Annotated in this window: 22 protein-coding genes and 1 pseudogene; 11 read left to right on the top strand and 12 right to left on the bottom strand. The window is 69.0% G+C overall.

Going from position 1 to position 20,487, the window contains the following annotated elements; all coding sequences use genetic code 11:
• Positions 1-26 precede the first annotated feature (26 nt).
• The 3 genes from B2869_RS08215 to B2869_RS08205 are packed head-to-tail and all read left to right on the top strand — an operon-like array spanning position 27 to position 2,973.
• A complete protein-coding gene (locus B2869_RS08215; protein WP_292764903.1) occupies positions 27-1,133 on the top strand; it encodes a heme/hemin ABC transporter substrate-binding protein in 1,107 nt (368 codons plus the stop codon).
• Positions 1,130-2,203, top strand: coding sequence for a FecCD family ABC transporter permease (locus B2869_RS08210; RefSeq protein ID WP_292764900.1), 1,074 nt, complete (start codon positions 1,130-1,132; stop codon positions 2,201-2,203). The genes B2869_RS08215 and B2869_RS08210 overlap by 4 nt, the downstream gene beginning before the upstream one ends.
• Entirely contained in the window at positions 2,200-2,973 is a 774-nt protein-coding gene (locus B2869_RS08205; RefSeq protein ID WP_292764897.1) for a heme ABC transporter ATP-binding protein, read from the top strand. Before B2869_RS08210 ends, B2869_RS08205 begins: the two co-directional genes overlap by 4 nt.
• Positions 2,974-2,984: 11 nt before the next feature.
• On the opposite strand, the gene B2869_RS08200 is transcribed toward B2869_RS08205, so the two are convergent.
• Positions 2,985-3,434, bottom strand: a complete 450-nt coding sequence (locus B2869_RS08200; RefSeq protein ID WP_292764894.1) for a MarR family winged helix-turn-helix transcriptional regulator — start codon at positions 3,432-3,434, stop codon at positions 2,985-2,987.
• A 63-nt stretch (positions 3,435-3,497) separates the two neighbouring features.
• On the opposite strand from B2869_RS08200, the gene B2869_RS08195 reads away from it, so the two are divergent.
• Positions 3,498-3,866, top strand: coding sequence for a VOC family protein (locus B2869_RS08195; RefSeq protein WP_292764891.1), 369 nt, complete (start codon positions 3,498-3,500; stop codon positions 3,864-3,866).
• Between the two features lie 154 nt (positions 3,867-4,020).
• Positions 4,021-4,473, top strand: a complete 453-nt coding sequence (locus B2869_RS08190; RefSeq protein WP_292764888.1) for a hypothetical protein — start codon at positions 4,021-4,023, stop codon at positions 4,471-4,473.
• Between the two features lie 47 nt (positions 4,474-4,520).
• On the opposite strand, the gene B2869_RS08185 is transcribed toward B2869_RS08190, so the two are convergent.
• The 3 genes from B2869_RS08185 to B2869_RS08175 all read right to left on the bottom strand — a co-directional run bounded on the left by B2869_RS08185 (position 4,521) and on the right by B2869_RS08175 (position 5,586).
• Entirely contained in the window at positions 4,521-4,745 is a 225-nt protein-coding gene (locus B2869_RS08185; RefSeq protein ID WP_349678062.1) for a helix-turn-helix transcriptional regulator, read from the bottom strand.
• Entirely contained in the window at positions 4,742-5,140 is a 399-nt protein-coding gene (locus tag B2869_RS08180; RefSeq protein WP_292764885.1) for a hypothetical protein, read from the bottom strand. The genes B2869_RS08185 and B2869_RS08180 overlap by 4 nt, the downstream gene beginning before the upstream one ends.
• A 77-nt stretch (positions 5,141-5,217) precedes the next feature.
• On the bottom strand, positions 5,218-5,586 hold the full coding sequence (locus tag B2869_RS08175; protein ID WP_021199210.1) for a sterol carrier family protein: 369 nt from the start codon (positions 5,584-5,586) through the stop codon (positions 5,218-5,220).
• A gap of 49 nt (positions 5,587-5,635) precedes the next feature.
• On the opposite strand from B2869_RS08175, the gene B2869_RS08170 reads away from it, so the two are divergent.
• From B2869_RS08170 to B2869_RS08155, 4 genes are all read left to right on the top strand, one after another.
• Positions 5,636-6,310: an NUDIX hydrolase gene (locus B2869_RS08170; protein ID WP_292764881.1), complete on the top strand. Its 675-nt coding sequence runs from the start codon at positions 5,636-5,638 to the stop codon at positions 6,308-6,310.
• A gap of 226 nt (positions 6,311-6,536) precedes the next feature.
• Complete coding sequence (gene purD / locus B2869_RS08165; RefSeq protein WP_292764878.1) at positions 6,537-7,814, top strand: phosphoribosylamine--glycine ligase; 1,278 nt, start codon at positions 6,537-6,539, stop codon at positions 7,812-7,814.
• A gap of 248 nt (positions 7,815-8,062) precedes the next feature.
• Complete coding sequence (locus B2869_RS08160) at positions 8,063-8,542, top strand: winged helix-turn-helix transcriptional regulator (RefSeq protein WP_167253691.1); 480 nt, start codon at positions 8,063-8,065, stop codon at positions 8,540-8,542.
• Positions 8,539-9,867 (top strand): MFS transporter, encoded by a 1,329-nt coding sequence (locus tag B2869_RS08155; protein ID WP_292764873.1) that lies wholly within the window; start codon positions 8,539-8,541, stop codon positions 9,865-9,867. Before B2869_RS08160 ends, B2869_RS08155 begins: the two co-directional genes overlap by 4 nt.
• A gap of 149 nt (positions 9,868-10,016) precedes the next feature.
• On the opposite strand, the gene B2869_RS08150 is transcribed toward B2869_RS08155, so the two are convergent.
• From B2869_RS08150 to B2869_RS08125, 6 genes are all read right to left on the bottom strand, one after another.
• Positions 10,017-10,745, bottom strand: coding sequence for an amino acid ABC transporter ATP-binding protein (locus B2869_RS08150; protein ID WP_029258788.1), 729 nt, complete (start codon positions 10,743-10,745; stop codon positions 10,017-10,019).
• The gene (locus B2869_RS08145; protein WP_021199216.1) at positions 10,742-12,220 is read right to left on the bottom strand and encodes an amino acid ABC transporter substrate-binding protein/permease; all 1,479 of its coding nucleotides are present in this window, start codon (positions 12,218-12,220) and stop codon (positions 10,742-10,744) included. The genes B2869_RS08150 and B2869_RS08145 overlap by 4 nt, the downstream gene beginning before the upstream one ends.
• A 54-nt stretch (positions 12,221-12,274) precedes the next feature.
• Positions 12,275-12,829 (bottom strand): GNAT family N-acetyltransferase, encoded by a 555-nt coding sequence (locus B2869_RS08140; protein WP_292764866.1) that lies wholly within the window; start codon positions 12,827-12,829, stop codon positions 12,275-12,277.
• 66 nt (positions 12,830-12,895) lie between these two features.
• On the bottom strand, positions 12,896-14,467 hold the full coding sequence (locus tag B2869_RS08135) for an MFS transporter (protein ID WP_269320247.1): 1,572 nt from the start codon (positions 14,465-14,467) through the stop codon (positions 12,896-12,898).
• Positions 14,464-15,090: a PadR family transcriptional regulator gene (locus B2869_RS08130; protein WP_292764861.1), complete on the bottom strand. Its 627-nt coding sequence runs from the start codon at positions 15,088-15,090 to the stop codon at positions 14,464-14,466. The genes B2869_RS08135 and B2869_RS08130 overlap by 4 nt, the downstream gene beginning before the upstream one ends.
• Positions 15,091-15,172: 82 nt before the next feature.
• Positions 15,173-15,721, bottom strand: a complete 549-nt coding sequence (locus B2869_RS08125) for a GNAT family N-acetyltransferase (RefSeq protein ID WP_292764858.1) — start codon at positions 15,719-15,721, stop codon at positions 15,173-15,175.
• A gap of 90 nt (positions 15,722-15,811) precedes the next feature.
• On the opposite strand from B2869_RS08125, the gene B2869_RS08120 reads away from it, so the two are divergent.
• Together B2869_RS08120 and B2869_RS08115 are read left to right on the top strand one after the other, a co-directional pair.
• Positions 15,812-16,690, top strand: coding sequence for a phosphoribosylaminoimidazolesuccinocarboxamide synthase (locus B2869_RS08120; protein ID WP_029258792.1), 879 nt, complete (start codon positions 15,812-15,814; stop codon positions 16,688-16,690).
• 212 nt (positions 16,691-16,902) lie between these two features.
• The gene (locus tag B2869_RS08115; RefSeq protein ID WP_292764855.1) at positions 16,903-18,231 is read left to right on the top strand and encodes a uracil-xanthine permease family protein; all 1,329 of its coding nucleotides are present in this window, start codon (positions 16,903-16,905) and stop codon (positions 18,229-18,231) included.
• A gap of 84 nt (positions 18,232-18,315) precedes the next feature.
• Here B2869_RS08115 and B2869_RS08110 read toward each other — a convergent pair whose 3' ends face one another.
• Together B2869_RS08110 and B2869_RS08105 are read right to left on the bottom strand one after the other, a co-directional pair.
• Positions 18,316-20,055, bottom strand: coding sequence for an acetyl/propionyl/methylcrotonyl-CoA carboxylase subunit alpha (locus tag B2869_RS08110; protein ID WP_292764852.1), 1,740 nt, complete (start codon positions 20,053-20,055; stop codon positions 18,316-18,318).
• Positions 20,052-20,487 (bottom strand): annotated as a pseudogene (locus B2869_RS08105) (allophanate hydrolase); the annotation flags it as partial. The gene B2869_RS08110 and the pseudogene B2869_RS08105, both read right to left, overlap by 4 nt.

Here is a 20,487-nt window from a genome sequence, read left to right as displayed (position 1 = left end):
GTCAAGTTTTAGGATAGCCTTGCCTAATGCGTCGCGCTTCCGCCCTTCTCCTCGTCGCCGCGTTGGCCGTCGGGCTCACGGCCTGCACCGAGCCGGGAGGCACGGCCGCACCGGCCGCCGTCGCCGACGACGACTGCCCCCAGGCATCCCTCCCGCTCGCCGCACTCGATCTGATCGACGACGTCCGCGCGCACACCGGCCCATCCACCGCCTGCCTCTCGACCCACGCGATCGCGCCCGTCGACGACGACAGCGCTCCGACGCTGCCTGTGACGGTGACCGACAGCGAAGGCCACGAGATCGAGATCACCGATATCGACCGGATCCTCCCGATCGACATCTCGGGCACGATCGCGTCGACCGTGTTCGCACTCGGGCTCGGCGATCAGGTCGTCGGTCGCGACGCCTCCACCGTCTTCGCCGGCACCGAAGAGCTCCCCGTCGTGACCAAGACCGGCCACACGCTCAATGCCGAGGCGATCCTCGAGCTGGCCCCGACCGTCGTCCTCACCGACACCACGATCGGCCCGAAGGAGGTGCGTCAGCAGCTGCGCGACGCGGGCATCTCCGTCGTCGTGATCTCCAGCGACCGGCGGCTCGACACCACGGACGCACTCGTGACCGAGATCGCCACGGCCCTCGGCGTGCCTCGCCGCGGGGAAGCGCTCATCGATCGACTGGACGCCTCGGTCGACGAGACGCTCGCGGAGATCGCCGAGATCGTTCCCGCCGACGAAGCCGATCGCGCCCGGATGCTGTTCCTCTACGTCCGCGGCAGCGCGAACGTCTACTACATCTTCGGAGAGGACTCCGGGGCCGACTCGCTGATCGACGCGGTGGGCGGGGTCGATGTGGCGGCCGAGATCGGGTGGGAGGGCATGAAGCCGATGACCGCCGAGGCCCTCGTCGCCGCGCAGCCCGACGTGCTGGTGATGATGACCGACGGGCTCGAATCCGTGGGCGGCATCGACGGGCTGATCGAGCGGATCCCCGCCGTGGCGCAGACCCCCGCCGGTGCGAACCGCCGCGTGATCGACATGGCCGACAGCGAGATCCTGAGCTTCGGTCCGCGCACCGCCGACGTGATCGGCGCTCTGGCCCGCGCCCTGTACGCCCCCGAGCCCGCGAAGTGACCGGGGAGGTCGTCACCCCGACTCCGACGAGGCACCGGGGCCTGCGCTTCACCCTGGTGACGGTGGGCCTGGTGATCGCGCTCGCGATCACGTGCATCGTGTCGATCACGAGCGGGCAGTACGACCTCTCCCCCACCTCCCTCATCGGCGTGCTCCTGCGCGGCGTCGGGGTCGACACCGCGTGGGCTCCGTCGGCATCCACCGACTACGGCGTGATCTTCACCCTGCGCATGCCCCGCATCGTGCTCGGCCTCCTCGTCGGCGCCGCCCTCGCGGTCTCGGGTGTGCTCATGCAGGCGATCTTCGGCAACCCGCTCGCGGACGCGGGCGTGGTCGGCGTCTCCTCGGGCGCGGCGCTCGGCGCAGCGGCGAGCATCACGTTCGGGCTCGCGACCTTCGGCATGTGGACCACGCCCGCGTTCGCATTCCTCGGGGGCCTGGTCGCGGTGTTCTCGGTGTACTTCATCAGTCGCTCCGGAGGTCGCACCGAGGTCGTGACCCTCCTGCTCACCGGTATCGCCATCAATGCGATCGCGGGCGCCGGCATGGCCTTCTTCACTTTCCTCGGCACCACATCCACCCGCGAGCAGATCGTGTTCTGGCAGCTCGGGTCGCTGAACGGCGCGCTGTGGTCGAACATCCAGCTCGTCGCACCGCTCATGCTGATCGGTGTGGCGGTCGCGCTGATCGTCGCACCGCGCCTGGATCTCTTCGCGCTCGGCGAGCGCACCGCGCGACACCTCGGCGTCAATGTCGAGCTGCTGCGGATCGTGGTGATCGTGACGGTCGCGCTGCTGGTGTGCGCGGCGGTCGCCTTCGCCGGGATCATCGGATTCGCCGGTCTCGTCGTGCCACACCTGATGCGGATGATGATCGGCCCCGCCCACGTGCCGCTCGTGATCGCCTCGGCGCTCGGCGGCGCACTGCTCATCGCGGTCGCCGACCTCGTGGCCCGCACGGCCGTGCCGCTCGCCGATCTGCCCATCGGCATGATCACCTCGCTCGTGGGCGGCCCGTTCTTCCTGTGGCTTCTCGTGCGCACCCGTCGTCGCTCGGGAGGGTGGGCATGACCGTCAGGCTCCGCGGGTCGGGACTCACCGTGCGCGTCGGCGAAGGGCGGACGATCCTCGACGACGCGTCCATCGCGATCCGCTCCGGAGAGGTCCACGCCCTCGTCGGGCCGAACGGGGCGGGCAAATCCACCCTGTTCGGAGTGCTCGCCGGAGATATCACAGCCCAGGCCGGCGCGGTCGAGCTCGACGGCCAGCCGATCGAGCGCGTCAAGCCGCGCACGCTCGCCCAGCAGCGGGCGGTGCTCCTGCAGGAGAACACCGTCACGTTTCCGTTCAGTGCAGAGCAGGTCGTGCAAATGGGAAGGACTCCCTGGGCCCGCACACCGGCGGCCGACGACGACGACGAACGGGTGTCCGCAGCGATGGCGCAGACCGAGGTCACGGCACTCCGGGCCCGTGCGGTGCCGTCGCTGTCCGGCGGCGAGCGCGCCAGGGTCGCCCTCGCCCGCGTGCTCGCCCAGAGCACCGGCCTCCTGCTGCTCGACGAACCGACCGCGGCTCTCGACCTGAAGCACCACGAAGACGTCATGCGGCTGATCCGCGGACGCGCGGATGCCGGGATCGCAGTCGCCATCGTGCTGCACGATCTCAATGCCGCCCTCGCGCATGCCGACCGGGTCACGCTGCTCGCCGAGGGCAGGGTCGCGGCGACGGGCACTCCGGCCGAGGTGCTGACCGCCGAGCGGATCGAGCAGGTCTACGGCCAGGCGGTCGACGTGTTCCCGCATCCGGTGACCGGGGTTCCGTTGGTGGTCGCTCGGCGCTGATCCGCTCGGGGCTAGGACTCCTCCCGCAGCGAGCGGATCATGCTCCGGAGGATCTTCAGCGCACCCGCCTGCTCTTCCTCGGTCATGCCGGAGAGCATCCGGACCTCCACCGAGCGGACGGCAGCAGTCGCCGTCGCGAGACTCTCACGGCCGCGGTCGGTGAGGCGGGCGGGGAGAGCCTTGCCGACCGGGGCCTCCGCCGGCCTGGTCACGAACCCGTCCCGCTCCAGCGCCTGCAGCAGCACGTTCATCGACTGTCGCGTGACGAATGCACCTCGTGCGAGCTCGGAGTTCGACAGCCCGGGTCGTTGCGCCAGCAGTTCGAGGCAGGAGTAGTGGGTGATGGTCATCCCGAGCGGGCGCAGCACCTCTTCCATCGCGGCACGCAGGGCGCTGGACGCTTCTTTCAGCAGGTAGCCCAGTGAGGTGTCGAGGTCGATCCCATCGCGGTCTTGACTCATGTCAGTATTCTGACATACGCTGATCTGTGTCAGAAAACTGACACAACACGAAGGATATTGCCCATGCCTGTCACCGGCCCCGACTTCATCTCCCTGCAAGCACGCGATCTCGCCGCCTCGCGGGCGTTCTACGAGCACTACCTCGGCCTCGTCCGCTCCCCGGCAGGACCGCCTCACGCCGTCGTCTTCGAGACGACCCCCATCGCGTTCGCCCTCCGCGACATCGCACCGGGCACCGACCTGACCGACATCGACCAGCCCGGCATCGGCACCGCGATCTGGCTCCACGCCACCGACGTCCAGGCCATCCACGATGCACTCCTCGCCGATGGCCACACGATCGTCGCGGACCCGATCGATGGACCCTTCGGGCGCACCTTCACCTTCGCCGACCCGGACGGATACCGGATCACCCTCCACGACCGCGCCTGACACGCCATCGAGCGGGGCGGACGCCTGCCGGGGCCTCCCGGTCACCATCACCCGAGGACGGGCAATCGCGCCAAGGCGGGCGGTCAACGACATACAATCGCGCTGACGATGAAGCGCCACGCCGAGACTCCGGCGCCGACGCGAGGGAGCGATGATGTTCGGTTCGAAGAAGAGGAAGCAGAACCTCGACAACCTGATGGCGCAACTCAGACCTGACCTCAGTCGGGAATCGCTCGGCGTCGGACCCGAGTTCCCGGGTGTCGCTCCGAACCCGCTCCTGAGCGGCGCGGCACGCAGACGCAATGCGGAACTGCGCACGGGCGCGCTCGCGCTCGGTGTCATCGTCGACTGGCGGGAGGTCAGCAGCGACGGAAGCCCGCGCGTGCTCCTGATGCTCGACGTGGAGACCGCCGACGGCATCTCGTTCCGCGGCATCGCGGACGAGGACCTCACGATCACTGCGCTCACCCGGCTCGCACCCGGGCAGACGATGCCCGTGCGATACCGGCCGGCCGTCATGGACCACTACGTCACCCTCGCGAAGGACGCCGACCCCACCCTCGTCCAACAGCTCGCCGACGAGATCGCGAACCGCAGGCGGGGCTGACCGACACATCGGGGCAATCAGCTCCGACCGAGCCTGCGGCGGCCTCATCAGTCGGTGCGGACGAGTGCGATGTCGCTTGGGTCCGGGGAGAAGATGCCCTCGATTCCTCGCTCGAAGACAACTGACAAACGCATCGCGATCCTCAGCGTCGGTTCGTACCGGCCGTTCTCGAGCGACACGATGGTCTGGCGCGACACGTTGATTCGATCCGCCAGCTCAGCCTGACTCCAACGGCGCTCTGCGCGCAGCACAGACAGCCTGTTCGCGATCACCCCTCCTCACCACCGAGACGACCCCAACTGAACACAACAACCCACACCAGGCCGGCTCCTGCGGCAGGCACAGCGGCCGTCACCCTCGGCATGCCGACGAATGCCTCCAACAGCGAGTACGCGAAGCCCGCGACCATGACGACCATGACAGTCACCATCGACGCCCGCGCCGCGTCCTGACGCTCGACCCCCTCGGTGTCCCCTCGAAGCAACACCCGAACAGTCGTCACGACCAACAGCACCAGTCCTGCAATCGCGACGACGACGAGCACCCAGCCCGCCCACACACGCAATGAATCAAGCGCATACAGAACGCCCGCCACCACGGCGGCGAGGAAGAAGGAGACCAAACCCCCGACGACGGCAAACCACTCTCGGACACTCAACGTTGTCATGATGTGAATGTACAGTGCACTTGTCTAAATGACAAGCTTGCTTATCAAAATTGGAGCGCCCGTCCCGTGCGGCTGCGCTAGGGACGCACCGGCAGCACGTCGCTCAAGTCGGCGCGCGTGCCCGAAGCGTGGATGCGTCCGCCGTCTGCGGCATCCGCCCATCGCTCCGTGCCGGTGGACACGGCGATCCAGGTCGCCGCATCCATCTCCACCACGTTCGGCGGCGTGCCACGGGTGTGTCGAGGACCCTGGATGACCTGCACCGCACCGAAGGGAGGCACTCGCACTTCCACGCTGTTGCCCGGTGCCTTCTCGTCGAGCAGCTGCAACAGATAGCGCACGGCGGTGGCGAGATCGGTGCGCTGCGGCTTCACGCCGGAGGCATCCGCGGAGCGGACGGCATCGAGAGCCGCGCGTCCGTCGACGATGTCGATCTTCCTGGCCATCTCTCCAGACTACGACCGACCGCGCGCGACGAGTCCTATGCTCGGACGCATGAGCATGCATCCCCAGGGCGCCCGCGCCGAGCTGCTCGCGGCAGTCGCCGACCATTCGTGGGGCGTGCGGATCCCGCCTCTCGCCGACCCGCAGAGCGCGCACGATGCGGCGGTCCTCATCCTGTTCGGCGTGCTCGATCGCATCCCCGCCCCCACGACCGAGGCGGCCGTCGCCCGTGACCTCGACGTGCTGCTGCAGCGACGCGCGCCCACCCTCTCGTCCCACCCCGGTCAGGTCTCGTTCCCCGGTGGACGCGTGGAGCCGGACGATGCCGACGTCGTCGCCACGGCGCTGCGCGAAGCCGAGGAGGAGACCGGGCTCGATCCGGCGGGAGTCGAGATCCTGGCCACGCTGCCGGAGATCCCGCTCGCCGCGAGCAACCATCTCGTCACGCCCGTCCTGGCATGGTGGCAGTCGCCGTCGCGGGTCGTGGCGGTCGATCACGCCGAGACGGTCGAGGTGTTCCGGGTTCCCGTCGCGCAACTGCTCGCCCCCGAAACCCGGTTCACCTCGACGATCACCCGCATGGGGCACACGTTCCGGGGCCCGGCGTTCGACGTCGACGGCACGATCGTCTGGGGCTTCACCGCGATGGTGCTCGATGCGCTCTTCGACGCGGCCGGCTGGACCGTGCCCTGGGACACCTCCGTGGTGCGCACCGTCGACCTCTGAGCCCCGCCGCCCCGTTCGCACGCCCCGTTCGCACGCCCCGTTCGCACGCCCCGTTCGCACGCACCGTGCGCACGCGACGTGCGCACGCCGACTGGTGCACAGCTCAGGAGGAACGTGTCCCGACCCGGCCGAGGCGCCGTCGGCGATCGCCGGTCCGGCACGTTCTCCTGAGTTGTGTGCGCCCGCCCGCCGAAATCCGGGGCACCACCCTCGGTAGTCTGAAGGGGTGAAGATTCTCGTCCTCGGTTCCGGTGCCCGTGAGCACGCGATCATCCTCGCCCTGCGGGCCGAGCAGACGGAGCACGAGATCTTCGTGGCTCCTGGAAACGCCGGCATGGCACAGGATGCGACCCCCGTCTCGGTCGATCCGCTCGACGGCGGCGCGGTCACCGCGTTCGCACACGAGCACGCGATCGACCTCGTCGTGGTGGGCCCCGAAGCTCCGCTCGTCGCCGGAGTCGCGGATGCCCTGCGCGTCCGCGGCATCCCGGTATTCGGACCGGGCAAGGCCGCAGCGCAGCTGGAGGGCTCGAAGTCGTTCGCGAAGCGGGTCATGGATGCCGCCGGCGTGCCCACCGGCCGTGCCGTGCGCGCCGCCACCACGGCAGAGGTCGAGAACGCGTTCGACGATCTCGGCGCTCCCTACGTCGTGAAGGCCGACGGCCTGGCTGCGGGCAAGGGCGTCATCGTCACGTCCGACCGCGCCGAGGCGCTCGCGCACGCCGAGCAGTATCTTCCCGCCGGCCCGGTGCTGATCGAGGAGTTCCTGTCCGGCCCCGAGGTCTCCCTGTTCTTCCTGAGCGACGGCGACACCGTGCGCGCGCTCAGCCCCGCCCAAGACTTCAAGCGCGCACTCGACGGCGACGCCGGCCCCAACACCGGTGGCATGGGCGCCTACTCGCCGCTGCCCTGGCTCACCGAGCAGTTCGGCAGCGAGCAGGCTTTCGTCGACGAGGTCACGCGCGACGTGGCACTTCCCGTGGTGCGCCAGCTCGACGCAGAGGGCACGCCGTTCATCGGACTCCTCTACGCGGGCCTGATCCTCACTCCCGCCGGCGTGCGCGTGATCGAGTTCAACGCGCGCTTCGGAGATCCGGAGACGCAGATCGTGCTGCCGCGACTGGTCACCCCACTGTCGGACCTGCTGTTCGCCGCGGCCTCGGGAACCCTCGAGGACCAGCCGGATCCCGTGTTCAGCGACGATGTCGCCATCACGGTCGTGCTGGCCAGCGAGGGATACCCCGAGGCACCGCAGACCGGCCGCCCGATCGAGGGCCTCGCGGAAGCCGCGGCCGTCGAGGGCGTCCGCATCGTGCACGCCGCGACCGCGAGCCCGGATGCTCCCGGCGGATCGCTCATCGCGACGGGAGGCCGTGTACTGAACGTGGTGGCGGTGGCTTCCGACTTCCGCACCGCGCGCGACCGCGCGTACGAGGCGATCGCCCGCATTCATCTCGACGGCTCCCACTACCGCACCGACATCGCCGCTCGCGTCGCCGAGTAGCCCTCCGCGCCCCGCCCCTGCCCCGCCGTCCCGCCCCGCCCCCTCCGCCTAGTGCACGGGGTCTCGACGAGTGCACGGCTTCCCGACGCGAATACCCCGTTCGCTCGGCGAGTTCCGTGCACTCGGCAGCACCACGAGCGGGGATACGTGAGGTACGGTCGCGCGAATTCGGGCGAATGCGGGCAGGAATCCTGCCAACGTGCGGATCCGCGATTGACACGGGGGACTTTCTTCAAGAAAGTTAGCGGATGCCGCTCCGCTCCGACTGGTCCTCTGCGACCTGCCCCATCGCCCGCACCGCCGACGTGCTCGCCGACCCCTGGGTGCTGCTCATCCTGCGCGAGCTCTTCTCCGGCCGCACGCGTTTCGATCAGCTTCGTGACGCCACCGGCGCCGCCGACTCGGTGCTCTCCCGTCGCCTGACCGCGATGGGAGAGGCCGACCTCATCGCTCGCGAAGACCCCGACGATGCGCGCAGCGGCTATCGACTCACGGCCGCCGGACGCGAGACGCTCCCGATCCTGCACGCCTACGCGCGGTTCGCTCGCATCACCGACCCCGACGGGCCGTGGGGACTGACCGTGAGCTGCGGCCGCTGCGGCGATGTCTCGGACTCCGTCGACTGGTGCGCGACCTGCGCGGCACCGCTCGACGCCGGCAGCACCCGGTGGGCACGGCGCAGCATGGGCGGGGAGCCCTTCGCCCTTCTCGCCGGAGACGCGGCATGACCGCCGAATCGCTCGACGGTCCGATCGAAGAGCCCCTGACCGGACGGCAGCGCCGCTTCCACCCTGCCTGGACCGTGGCCCTGGTGGCCCTCATCGCGCTCATCGGCGCCGCCGGGTTCCGCGCCGCGCCCGGTGTGCTCATGGTGCCGCTCGAGGAGGAGTTCGGATGGAGCACGGCGGAGCTCTCGCTCGCGGTCTCGATCAACCTGCTGCTGTACGGCCTCATCGCCCCGTTCGCGGCCGCCCTCATGCAGCGCTTCGGCATCCGCGCGGTCACGGTGGTCGCACTCTTCGTCATCGGAGCGGGCGCGGCGCTGAGCGTCTTCGTGGCGACTCCCGGCCAGCTCATCCTGACCTGGGGTGTGCTGATCGGGCTCGGCACCGGATCGATGGCCCTGGTGTTCGCCGCGACCATCACCGACACCTGGTTCGCGACCCGGCGCGGGCTCGTCTCCGGCGTGCTCACCGCCGGCAGTGCGACCGGGCAGCTGATCTTCCTCCCCGTGATCGCGGCTGCCGCGGAAGACGTCGGATGGCGCGGGGCGTCGCTCATCATCGCAGGCGGCGCCCTCGCCGTCGCGCCCCTCGTCTGGATCTTCCTGCGCAACAGACCGAGCGACCTCGGGGTCGCCCGGTACGGCGAGACCACGCCCGTCATGGCGGCGGATCCCGTTCCTCGGGGCACGGCGGCTCCTCGGGGCACGGCGTGGGGTGCGGCGAAACTCGCGATCTCCACCCTGAGGGAGGCCGCTCGCACCAAGACCTTCTGGGCACTGGCGATCGGCTTCGCGATCTGCGGAGCGACGACCAACGGACTGATCGGCACGCACTTCATCCCGAGCGCGCACGACCATGGGATGGCGACGACGACCGCGGCCGGGCTGCTGGCCGTGGTGGGCGTCTTCGACATCGTCGGCACCGTGTTCTCCGGCTGGCTCACCGACCGGGTGAACCCGCGCATCCTGCTCGCCGCCTACTACGCGCTGCGCGGAGTGAGCCTGCTGTTCCTGCCGAGCCTGCTCTCGGCCGAGGTGCAACCCAGCATCATCGTGTTCATCGTGATCTACGGGCTCGACTGGGTCGCGACCGTGCCGCCGACGATCGCGCTCTGCCGTGAGGTCTTCGGAGACAAGGGCCCGCTCGTGTTCGGCTGGGTGTTCGCGGCCCACCAGATCGGCGCCGGCATCGCCTCGGTCCTCGCCGGGATCGTGCGCGACCACACCGGCCAGTACACGTTCGCATGGTTCGCCGCCGCCGGACTGTGCGCGGTCGCCGCCCTCGTCAGCGCGACCATCCGCCGCCACCCCGTATCCGTTCGCGAGTAGCTCACCCCATCCCGTACCGCACCGCACCGCACCGCACCGAGTGCACGGGAAGCTGCCGAATGCACGGCTTCTGAACGCAAACTTCCCGTGCACTCGGCGAGTACACGGGAAGTCGACGCGGATGTCCGCGACGCGGATGTGCGCCAGGCTCAGAGCACCTTGGAGAGGAAGTCCTTCAGGCGTTCGTTCTTGGGCGAGCCGAAGAGCTCGGCGGGCGGGGCCTCCTCGACCACGACACCGCCGTCCATGAAGACCGTGCGGCCGGAGACCTCGCGCGCGAAGCCCATCTCGTGCGTCACCAGCACCATGGTCATGCCGCCGGACGCCAGGTCGCGGATGACCTGCAGCACCTCACCGACCATCTCGGGATCGAGCGCGCTCGTGGCCTCATCGAACAGCATGATCTCGGGGTCCATCGCGAGCGCACGCGCGATCGCGACGCGCTGCTTCTGACCACCGGACAGGGATGCGGGCTTCGCATCGGCCTTCTCCGAGAGACCGACCCGCTCCAGGAGCGACAGCGCCCGCTCACGGGCCTCGGCCTTCGTCATCTTCCCGCACTCCACCGGCGCGAGGGTGATGTTCTCGAGCACCGTCATGTGCGGGAACAGGTTGAAGTGCTGGAACACCATGCCGATGCGCTGGCGCACCTCGTCGAGCTTCACGCTCTTGTCGGTCAGGTCGACGCCGTCGATGATGACGTGTCCCGACGTGGGCTCCTCGAGCTTGTTGAGGCAGCGCAGCAGCGTGGACTTGCCCGACCCCGACGGACCGATGACCGCGACGACCTCGCCGTCTTCCACCGAGAGGTTGATGCCCTTGAGCACCTCGTTGTCTCCGAACGACTTGTGCAGGTCCTGCACCACGATCTTGCTCATGCGTTGAACGTCCTCTCCAGGCGGTTCGCGAGCAGCGTCAGCAGCGTGATCACGACGAAGTAGATGATGGCGACGATCGTCAGCACCTGTGCCGACAGGTACGTCGAGGCGATGATCTGGCGAGAGACGAACGTCAGTTCCGCCAGGCCGATCACACTGATCAGCGAGGTGTCCTTCAGCGTGATGATGCCCTGGTTGACGAACGACGGGATCATGATGCGGAACGCCTGCGGGAGCACGACCTTCTGCATGGTCTTCCAGTGGCCGAGACCCAGCGAGCGCGAGGCCTCGTTCTGTCCGGGATCGACCGCCTGGATGCCTCCGCGGATGATCTCGGTCATGTACGCGCCCGTGTTGAGCGAGAGCGTGATCGCTCCGGCGACGAACGGGTTGAACGTGAGGCCAGGGAACAGCTGCGGGATCGCGAAGAACACGAAGAACGCCTGGATAAGGATCGGCGTCCCGCGGAACACGTAGACGTAGGCCGTCGCGATCCAGCGGAACGGTGCGAACTTCGAGACCCGGCCGAAGCCGAAGATGAGCCCGAGGATGAAGGCGGCCACGATGGCGACGATCGTCGCGAGGATCGTCAGCCACAGGCCTTCCATGAGCGCGGGCCAGTACTGCACCGCGACCGAGATGATGTCGGTCGGCTGCGACGATTCCTCGCCGCCCGCCAGGTACGTGTCGACGATCTTGTCGTACTCGCCCGAAGACTTGAGGTTCGCGAGTCCGGCGTTGAACATCTCGATCAGTTCGGGGTTCTGCCCCTTGTTCACCGCGAAGCCGTACTCGCCGCCGAGCTCGGGCTCACCGATCAGGCGGAAGCCGGAACCCTGCTGGATGCCGTAGGCCAGCACCGGGAAGTCCTCGAAGTAGCCGACCGCCTGGCCAGCCTTCACGGCATCCACCATGTCGGTCGTGTCCTGGTACGGGGTGACCTTGAAGCCGTACTCGTCCTTGTTCTCGTCGGCGAAGGTCTGCCCCTGCGTGCCGGTCTTCACGGCCACGGCCTTGCCGTCGAGGTCATCGAGCGACTGGATGTCGCTCGACTCGAGCACGCCGAGCTGGATGCCGCTGGTGAAGTAGGGCTCGCTGAAGTCGAAGGTCTTCTGTCGCTCCTCGGTGATCGACATGCCGGCCATGACCGCGTCGACCTGGTTCGACTGCAGCGCCTGCACCGCGGCGTCGAATCCGAGCTGGCGGATCTCGACCTCGAAGCCCTGGTCCTTCGCGATCGCGCGGAGCAGGTCCATGTCGATGCCGACGAGGTTGCCGTCCTTGTCGGTGAACTCGAACGGCGCGAAGGTCGTGTCGGTGCCGATGACGTACTTGTCGCCGTCGCTCGCGGCGGTGGCGGGGGCGGCTCCGGCGAGGAGCGCTCCGACGGCGACGAAGGCGACGAGCGCGGCCGCACCGGCGGTGCGCATCGATCGGCGCAGGCGGCCCGCCGCGGCGGATGGATTTCGGATCACGACGTGTGCTCCTCGGGTCGACAGCAGCGACCGGACGACCGCCGAGGATCTACCCTAGCTCGCGGCGAGTCGGGTCCCCGAAATATCGATCCAGTACCGCCGCACGCGGGGCCGCCCGGCCTCCGGCGCATCGATCACGTCTTCGAGCTCGCCACCGGCGCCCTCGATGGTGCGGATGGACCCGATGTTGTCGTCATCGCAGGTGAGCATCACGCGTTCGTACCCCTCCACCTTCGCCTGGCGGAGAATCTGCCGCATCGCCTCGCGCACGATCCCTTCGCGGCGACGGGAAGGGATCACCGAATAGCCGATGTGGCCACCGAAGCGACGCAGGTAGTCGTTGAGCTCGCGGCGGAAGGAGAGGAAGCCGACCACCTGGTCCCCCTCGGTGATCAAGTAGTAATCGCAGGGCACGTGGCCCTCCGGGAGAACCGCACCGGGTGTGGCGTACAGCTCTGCGCGCTCGACGAACTCCTCGAAAGCGGCCCGGTCGGGCACGAAACCCTTCTCGAGACCGCCCCCGTCGACGTGTCCGCCCTCGAACTCGCCCACTGCGGCGGCCCAGGATTCGAAGAGGTCGGTGGTCGGTCGAGAGAGTGCGATCGTCATCGCCCGATGACACCAGAAAGGGGCCGGGTCCGCAAACCGACGGACACGACCCCTTCCCGGGTTCGACTACTCGGCCCGCACGGCCGCGGGTGCCGCCGCCTCCGTCTTGTCGTAACGACCGAGGAACAGCGAGGCGATCAGGGCGACCGCCATGACGCACGCCGGCAGCAGGATCGACTGCGACATCCCCGCCGCGAACCCTTCGGCCACCTGGGGCGGCAGCGATCCGCCGGTCGAGATGCCCGCCGGGGCGTCAGCGAGGCCCGGAAGGTTCGCCTCGAGACGCGACTGCATGAACGCGGCGATGGATGCCGAGCCGATCACCGACCCGATGGTCCTGGTCGTGTTGTAGATGCCGGCGCCCGCCCCCGCCTGACGCGGCGGCAGCTTGCGCGTCGCCGTGGTGGCGAGCGGACCCCACATGCCGGCGTTGCCGATGCCCATCAGCGCAGAGGGAAGCAGGAACATCCAGATCGGGGTGTCCATGTTGATCAGTGCCGAGTACCAGACCAGCGCTCCGGCGACGCAGAGCAGGCCGGGGATGAGGATGATGCGCGGATCGACCCGGTCGAGCAACTTGCCCGCGGCCGGGGCGAGCACACCCGAGAGCACCGCCATCGGGATCAGGAGCAGTGCCGCTTCGGTGGGCGTGAGCCCACGTGCGGTCTGCAAGAAGAACATCATCGGCAGCGACATGCTCGTCACCGTGAAGCCGACGGCGGCGATCGCCACGTTCGCGCCCGAGAAGTTGCGGTCGCGGAACAGGTCGAGCGGCACCAGCGGCTCGCTGCGGGTCTTGGCCTGCTGGAAGATGAACAACCCGAGCACCACGAGGCCGACGATGATCAGGCTCCATACCGAGATCGGCCCCCAGATCACACCCCAGTCGTACTTCTCGCCCTCCTGGAGTCCGAACACGATGAGGAACAGCGCCACGGCGCTCAGCACCACACCCACGATGTCGAACCGGTGCGGATGCGTCGCGAGCTTCGGCACCAGACGCCAGGCGAGCACGAAGGCGACGATGCCGACCGGGATGTTCACGAAGAAGATCCACTCCCAGCCGAAGCCGTCGACGAGCAGACCGCCCACGAGGGGACCGACGAGAGTCGCGACACCAGCGGTCGCGCCCCAGAGACCCATCGCGGCGCCGCGGCGCTCGGGCGGGAAGGTGCGGGTGATCACGGCCATGGTCTGGGGCGTCATGAACGCCGCTCCGAGACCCTGCACCGCGCGGGCGACGATCAGGCCCTCGAGTGTGGTCGACAGTCCGCACCACAGCGACGCGAGGGTGAAGACCGCGAGGCCGATCAGGTAGATGTTCTTCGGGCCGAAGCGGTCACCGAGGCGTCCGGTGATCAGCAGCGGCACCGCATAGGCGAGCAGGTAGGCGCTCGTGACCCACACGACGTTGTCGAGATTGTTCGTGTTCGGGTCGAGCGCCGCCTTGATGGCCGGGTTCGCGACCGACACGATCGTGGTGTCGACGAGGATCATGAAGAAGCCGATGACCAGCGCCCAGAGGGCGGGCCAGGGGCTCGTGGGCTTGTGCCCCACGGAATAGGTGCCGGTCGACGGACCGGAGGTCGAGGGCGTGGACACCGGGGGGCGGTCTCCGTCGCGAGGGGTATCTGTCATTGCTGTGCGGCCTTTCGCTGAGCGCGGTAGCGGTCTGAGTTTTGGAATGCCGTGGGACCCCACGGCAGGACTTCGGTCTGGAGGCGGTCCAGGAGGGTGTGGAGCCAGCGCAGCTCGGCGTCCAGCAGTGCCTCCTGACGCTCGATCTCGACGAGCACCTGCTCGGGCACGCTCTTCTCCCTGGCCGCCCGCAGGCCGTCACGGTGCCGCGCGTGATCGCCGACGAGCGCCACCCGCCGCTCCTGCAGGAGGTCGATCACCTCCGGCCTCTCGAGGTTATGGGCCTCGGCGAGCGCGATACGGAAGTCGGCAGGTCGGTCGATGCGGGGCAGCTCGCGCCGCACCCACGTGACGACCGCGTCGCGTCCGGCATCCGTCAGGGAGTAGGTCGTGCGCTCCGGACGATTGCCCTCGCGGTCGATGCCGAGCTCATCGATCAGCCCGGCACGATGCAGCCGGGACACCGTGTGGTAGAGCGTCCCGTTGGTGATCGTGATCAGGCGATCATCGTGGCGGGCCCGCATGAGCCGCACCATCTCGTAGGGGTGCATGTCGCCCTCGCGCAGCAACGCGAGCACCATCACCCCCATGGGGGTGAGTCGGTCGACGGCATCCTTCTTCATGTCCCCACCTCAAATAGTCCATGTGGACTATACGCCCCCCAACGGACACCGACAAGACCGACATCCGCGGTCCCTCAGCTGATCAGCCCAGAGCGGCCGCGAGCTGCGTCGCGGTGAGGGGTCGGTCCGCATAGACGAGCCGCATCACCGCAGGATCGGGGTTGCCGACATCCGGCGCGCGATGCACGAGGTGGAGGCCCAGCTTCTCCGCGACGTGCGCCGACGCCCGGTTGTGCTCCACGAGATAGGCGATGACCGGTCGATCGGGGTCGACGAGCCGCGCCTGCTCGATGCCGGCGCGCGCCAGCTCGGTCGCATAGCCGTGCCCGTGCTGGTCGGCCGCGATGCGGTAGCCGACGTTCCACACCTCGCCGCGAAGCAACGTGCAGCCGCCGTTCCCGATGATCTCGCCCGTGTCGCGCAGACGTGCCACCCATGATCCGAGTCCCGCCTGCTCCCAGCTGCGGTCCCAACGCCTCATCATGTCGAGAGTCGCGGCGGGGTCGGTGTGTCGAAGGCTCGGGAAGTGCGTCCACACCCGCGGATCGTTCTGGATCGCGAAGATCGCATCGAGGTCGGCCTCCACCGCCCGCGACAGACGGAGCCGGTCGGTGAAGATGTCGTCAGCCACGCCTCCACGCTAGACACCGGCTCCGACACCCGTCGGCGCGACCCACGGACGCGGGCGATCGCGGTCGCACGGAACCGGGATAATAGGCGGGTGAGCACACCTTCAGAAGGCACGGCACAGAGCATTCCCGGCTGGCGGCACATCTACTCGGGCAAGGTCCGCGACCTGTATGCCTCGGAAGACCCGGCGGACACCCGCATCCTCGTCGTGGCCTCCGACCGCGTGAGCGCCTTCGACTTCGTGCTCTCCCCCGGCATCACCGACAAGGGCGCCCTGCTGACACGGCTGAGCCGCTGGTGGTTCGCTCAGCTCTCCGACTTCCCCAACCACATCGCCGCGGGCGAGCTGCCCGAGGCCGTCGCCGATCGCGCCATGCTCGCGCAGTCGCTCGAGATGCTGCCGATCGAGTGCGTCGTGCGCGGCTACATCACCGGTTCCGGCTGGGTCGAGTACCAGGAGAGCGGCACCGTGTGCGGCATTCCGCTCCCCGCCGGCCTGCAGAACGGCGATCGGCTGCCCGAGCCGCTGTTCACCCCGGCGTACAAGGCCCCGATGGGCGAGCACGACGAGAACATCACGTTCGAGCGCGCCGTCGAGCTCGTCGGCGCCGAGCGGGCGGCCGAACTACGCGACACCTCCCTGGCGATCTACACGGCTGCGGCCGCCATCGCCGAGGAGAAGGGCCTGATCCTCGCCGACACCAAGTTCGAGTTCGGGACGGATGCCGACGGCACCCTGCGCCTGGCCGACGAGGTGCTCACGAGCGACTCCTCCCGGTACTGGGATGCGGAGGCCTGGCGCACCGGCACGACGCCGAACGAGCGAATGGCCAGCTTCGACAAGCAGATCGTGCGCGACTGGCTGGCCGCGAACTGGGACCAGCAGGGCGAGCCGCCGCTGCTTCCGGACGACGTGGTCGCGCGCACCGCCGACCGCTACCGCGAGCTGATCGAGCGCCTCGGCGCCTGACTCGCGACCGTCGAGGCCACTCGTCACGCACCGGTCCGCGGACGGATGCATGACGACCGGACAGATGCATGACCCCCGGCTGCGCGCCCCTCATGCATCCTTCATCCGCTCCTGCACCTGAGCGCAGGTCGGCGCCCGCGCTCAGGAAAAACTCAGGAATCGGTAGTGTTGCTCCAGCACTCCTGCCATCCCCCGAACCTTGAGGAGCCCGCATGGCCCTGTGGAAGCTGCACGGAAACGGCCGCACGGTCGAGCCCGGTGCCGTCGTCCGTCCCGACGAGCGCCTGAACTGGCCCGCGACGATCGCGATCGGTCTCCAGCACGTCGTGGCGATGTTCGGCGCGACGTTCCTGGTGCCGATCATCACCGGGTTCCCGGTCGCCACCACGTTGCTCTTCAGCGGTGTGGGCACGATCCTGTTCCTGCTGGTCACCCGCAACAACCTGCCCAGCTACCTCGGTTCGTCGTTCGCGTTCATCGCGCCGGTGACCGCAGCGACCGCGTCCGCGAACATGGGCACCGCCCTGGCCGGGATCGTCGCCGTCGGCGTGCTGCTGGCGATCATCGGCGTCGTGGTGCACACGGTCGGGGTGAAGTGGGTGGACCGCTTCCTGCCGCCGGTACTCGCCGGAACGATCGTCGCCCTCATCGGTTTCAACCTCGCGGGCGCAGCGCACAACAACTACGCCGCAGCGCCGGTGACCGCGACCTTCACCCTCGCCATCACCATTCTCTTCGCCGTCGTCTTCCGCGGCTTCCTCGGCCGCATCTCGATCTTCCTCGGCGTCATCGCGGGGTACATCTTCGCGGCGTTCCGCGGTGAGCTCGACTTCGCAGCCGTCGAGAAGGCGGACTGGGTCGGCCTTCCGACCTTCACCTTCCCGAACTTCACCGAGCCCGGCACGCTCACGGCGCTTGCGATGTTCCTCCCGGTCGTTCTCGTTCTGATCGCCGAGAACGTCGGCCACGTCCGCGGCGTCGCGACCATGACCGGAGACGCGACGGTGAACCAGCAGACAGGCAAGGCGCTGATCGCGGACGGCGTCTCGACGACCCTCGCCGGCTTCTTCGGCGGTTCCGGCACGACGACCTACGGCGAGAACATCGGCGTGATGGCGTCCACCCGCGTCTACTCCACCGCCGCCTACTGGGTGGCGGGCACGGCCGCGATCCTGCTCAGCCTCTCCCCGAAGTTCGGCGAAGTCATCAACTCGGTGCCCGCCGGTGTGCTCGGCGGCGTGACGACGGCGCTCTACGGTCTGATCGGGGTCATCGGCATCAAGATCTGGGTCGACAACCGCGTCGACTTCTCGCGCCCGGTCAACCAGTACACGGCGGCCGTCGCGCTGATCATGGCGGTCGGCGGCTTCATGATCAAGGACGAGGCTTCCGGCTTCGAACTCGGCGGCATCGTCATCGCCACGGTGGCTGCGATCCTGATCTACCACCTCGGCAACCTGATCGCGCGCCTGCGCAAGACCGGTGCCGACGACCCGAAGCCGCTCGAGGCGGTCGGTCCGCTCGGCGGCGACCCCGAGTAGGCCGCGCCGCGCACAGACGGAGATCCCGGATGCCTCTCGTGAGGCATCCGGGATCTCTGCGCTTCGGGTGGTGCGCCAGAACGCTCAGTCGATGACCGCGAGCACCCCATCGGCGGCGACCATCGCGGACAGCTCGACCCGCTGAGACAGCGATCCGGATCTGTGGGCGGTCACCGTGGTCTCCATCTTCATGGCGTCGAGGACCGCGACCGGCTCTCCCTCCGCGACCTCGGTGCCGTCGTCGACGAGCCAGCGCACCAGCGTGCCCGGCACCGGTGCGCGCAGTTCGGTCGGGTCGGACGTGGGCGCTGCGGGCGCGGGGGCAGCCGGACGACCGAGGCCCGACAGCAGCCCGGCCGGGAGACCCAGCATCACGCGTCGGCCGTCGATCTCGACAGGGAAGCGCTGCAGTGCGGAGTCCGACACGGCCGCCGGCCGCGACTGCGTCTCCAGCTTCGGCAGCAGGGAGCTCTCGATCCACTGCGTGTGCACCGCGAAGGTCGCGGTGCCGAACGCCCTCTCGTCGAGCGCCATCACGTCGAACGGGATCACCGTCGCCGGCCCCTCGACGGTCAGCTCACGCAGAGCCCGCCGCGACCGCACGATGGCCGCATCGCGGGACTCGGCGTGCACGATCAGCTTGGCGATCATCGAGTCGAAGGCCGGCTGCACGACGTCGCCCTCTTCGATGCCGCTGTCCCAGCGCACGCCGGGTCCGCCGGGGATCCGCAGTCTCTCGACACGACCGGGGCTCGGCAGGAAGCCCCGCCCGGGGTCCTCGGCATTGATGCGGAACTCGAACGCGTGCCCGATGGGTGCCGGCGTCTCGACGAAGGACGGACCTTCCCCGAACGCGATGCGGAACTGCTCGCGCACCAGGTCGGTTCCGGTGACCTCCTCGGTGACCGGATGCTCCACCTGGAGCCTTGTGTTCACCTCGAGGAACGAGATGGTGCCGTCGGCCGCGAGCAGGAACTCCACGGTGCCGGCCCCGCGGTACTCCACCTCGCCGCAGATCGACCGTGCCGCGTCGTGGAAACGCGTCCGCTGTTCGACGGAGAGTCCCGGCGCCGGCGCCTCCTCGATGAGCTTCTGGTTGCGACGCTGCATCGAGCAGTCGCGGTCGCCGACCACCACGACACCGCCGCGCCCGTCGCCGAGCACCTGCACCTCGATGTGCCGCGGGCTCTCGAGGAAGCGCTCCACGAAGCACTCTCCGCGACCGAATGCCGCGATCGCCTCGCGAGTGGCCGCGTCGAAAGCCGCCGCGACCTCGGACAGCTCACGCACCACCTTGAGCCCGCGGCCGCCACCGCCGAACGCCGCCTTGATCGCGATGGGGAGTCCGTGCTCCTCGGCGAACGCCACCGCCTCCTCAGGTCCGGCCAGCGGCTCGTCGGTACCGGCGGCGAGCGGCGCTCCGACCTGCTGCGCGATACGGCGAGCGGTCATCTTGTCGCCGAGTGCATCGATGCTCTCGGGCGACGGCCCGATCCAGACCAGCCCGGCATCCTCGACGGCCCGTGCGAACGCGGCGCTCTCCGAGAGGAAGCCGTATCCGGGGTGCACGGCGGTCGCGTCCGCCCGGCGCGCGGCGGCGAGCAGCGCCTCGACGGAAAGATACGTGTCGGCCCCCGTTGCTCCCCCCAGACCCACGGCCTCATCGGCCAGGCGCACGTGCAGGGCGTCGGCATCCTGATCCGCATAGACCGCGACCGAGGTGTATCCGGCCTCGGCGCAGGCGCGGACGACGCGCACCGCGATCTCCCCGCGGTTGGCGATCAGGACCCTCTGCGTGGTCGGCTCGGTCGACACGGTGGTCATGAGGACTCCTTGACGGTGAAACGAAGACGCACTCCCGGAGCCAGTTGACCGGCGAGGTCGAGGCTGCGGTCCGTGAGGGCGCCGATGATGGGGTATCCCCCGGTGAGCGGATGATCCGGCAGGAACAGGACGGGCTGCCCATCGGGCGGCACCTGGACGGCCCCCGTGACAGCACCTTCGCTCGGCAGTTCGCCACCGACCGCGCGCTCCAGGGGCACCTCCCCCTGGAGCCTGATGCCGACGCGATCCGAACGCGGCGTGACGGTCCACTCCTGTCCGGTGAGGGTCGCGAGCGCGCGCCCCGTGAACCAGTCGTCCCGAGGGCCGAGCGTGATCTCGAGGTCGACGAGCTCTCCCGAGGCCGGGAGCTCGCGCGGCAGCGCATCGGGCTCGACGGGATGCGGCGCCGCGCCGCCCACCGGGACGACGGCA

This window comes from Microbacterium sp. UBA3486 (assembly GCF_002377845.1).
Classification (GTDB): Bacteria; Actinomycetota; Actinomycetes; order Actinomycetales; family Microbacteriaceae; genus Microbacterium; species Microbacterium maritypicum_A.
The sequence above is the reverse complement of the archived record's forward strand: the minus strand, read 5'-3'. Positions and strand labels throughout refer to the sequence as shown.

Bases quoted from the DNA above. Each gene is read 5' to 3' on its own strand.
- B2869_RS08195 (WP_292764891.1), top strand. From the start codon at position 3,498: ATGCCTGTCACCGGCCCCGACTTCATCTCCCTGCAAGCACGCGATCTC.
- B2869_RS08140 (WP_292764866.1), bottom strand. From the start codon at position 12,829: ATGACGATCGCACTCTCTCGACCGACCACCGACCTCTTCGAATCCTGG.
- B2869_RS08180 (WP_292764885.1), bottom strand. From the start codon at position 5,140: ATGACAACGTTGAGTGTCCGAGAGTGGTTTGCCGTCGTCGGGGGTTTG.
- B2869_RS08135 (WP_269320247.1), bottom strand. From the start codon at position 14,467: ATGACAGATACCCCTCGCGACGGAGACCGCCCCCCGGTGTCCACGCCC.
- B2869_RS08190 (WP_292764888.1), top strand. From the start codon at position 4,021: ATGTTCGGTTCGAAGAAGAGGAAGCAGAACCTCGACAACCTGATGGCG.
- B2869_RS08150 (WP_029258788.1), bottom strand. From the start codon at position 10,745: ATGAGCAAGATCGTGGTGCAGGACCTGCACAAGTCGTTCGGAGACAAC.
- B2869_RS08205 (WP_292764897.1), top strand. From the start codon at position 2,200: ATGACCGTCAGGCTCCGCGGGTCGGGACTCACCGTGCGCGTCGGCGAA.
- B2869_RS08130 (WP_292764861.1), bottom strand. From the start codon at position 15,090: ATGAAGAAGGATGCCGTCGACCGACTCACCCCCATGGGGGTGATGGTG.
- B2869_RS08155 (WP_292764873.1), top strand. From the start codon at position 8,539: ATGACCGCCGAATCGCTCGACGGTCCGATCGAAGAGCCCCTGACCGGA.
- B2869_RS08175 (WP_021199210.1), bottom strand. From the start codon at position 5,586: ATGGCCAGGAAGATCGACATCGTCGACGGACGCGCGGCTCTCGATGCC.
- B2869_RS08200 (WP_292764894.1), bottom strand. From the start codon at position 3,434: ATGAGTCAAGACCGCGATGGGATCGACCTCGACACCTCACTGGGCTAC.
- B2869_RS08160 (WP_167253691.1), top strand. From the start codon at position 8,063: ATGCCGCTCCGCTCCGACTGGTCCTCTGCGACCTGCCCCATCGCCCGC.
- B2869_RS08215 (WP_292764903.1), top strand. From the start codon at position 27: ATGCGTCGCGCTTCCGCCCTTCTCCTCGTCGCCGCGTTGGCCGTCGGG.
- B2869_RS08170 (WP_292764881.1), top strand. From the start codon at position 5,636: ATGAGCATGCATCCCCAGGGCGCCCGCGCCGAGCTGCTCGCGGCAGTC.
- B2869_RS08110 (WP_292764852.1), bottom strand. From the start codon at position 20,055: ATGACCACCGTGTCGACCGAGCCGACCACGCAGAGGGTCCTGATCGCC.
- B2869_RS08115 (WP_292764855.1), top strand. From the start codon at position 16,903: ATGGCCCTGTGGAAGCTGCACGGAAACGGCCGCACGGTCGAGCCCGGT.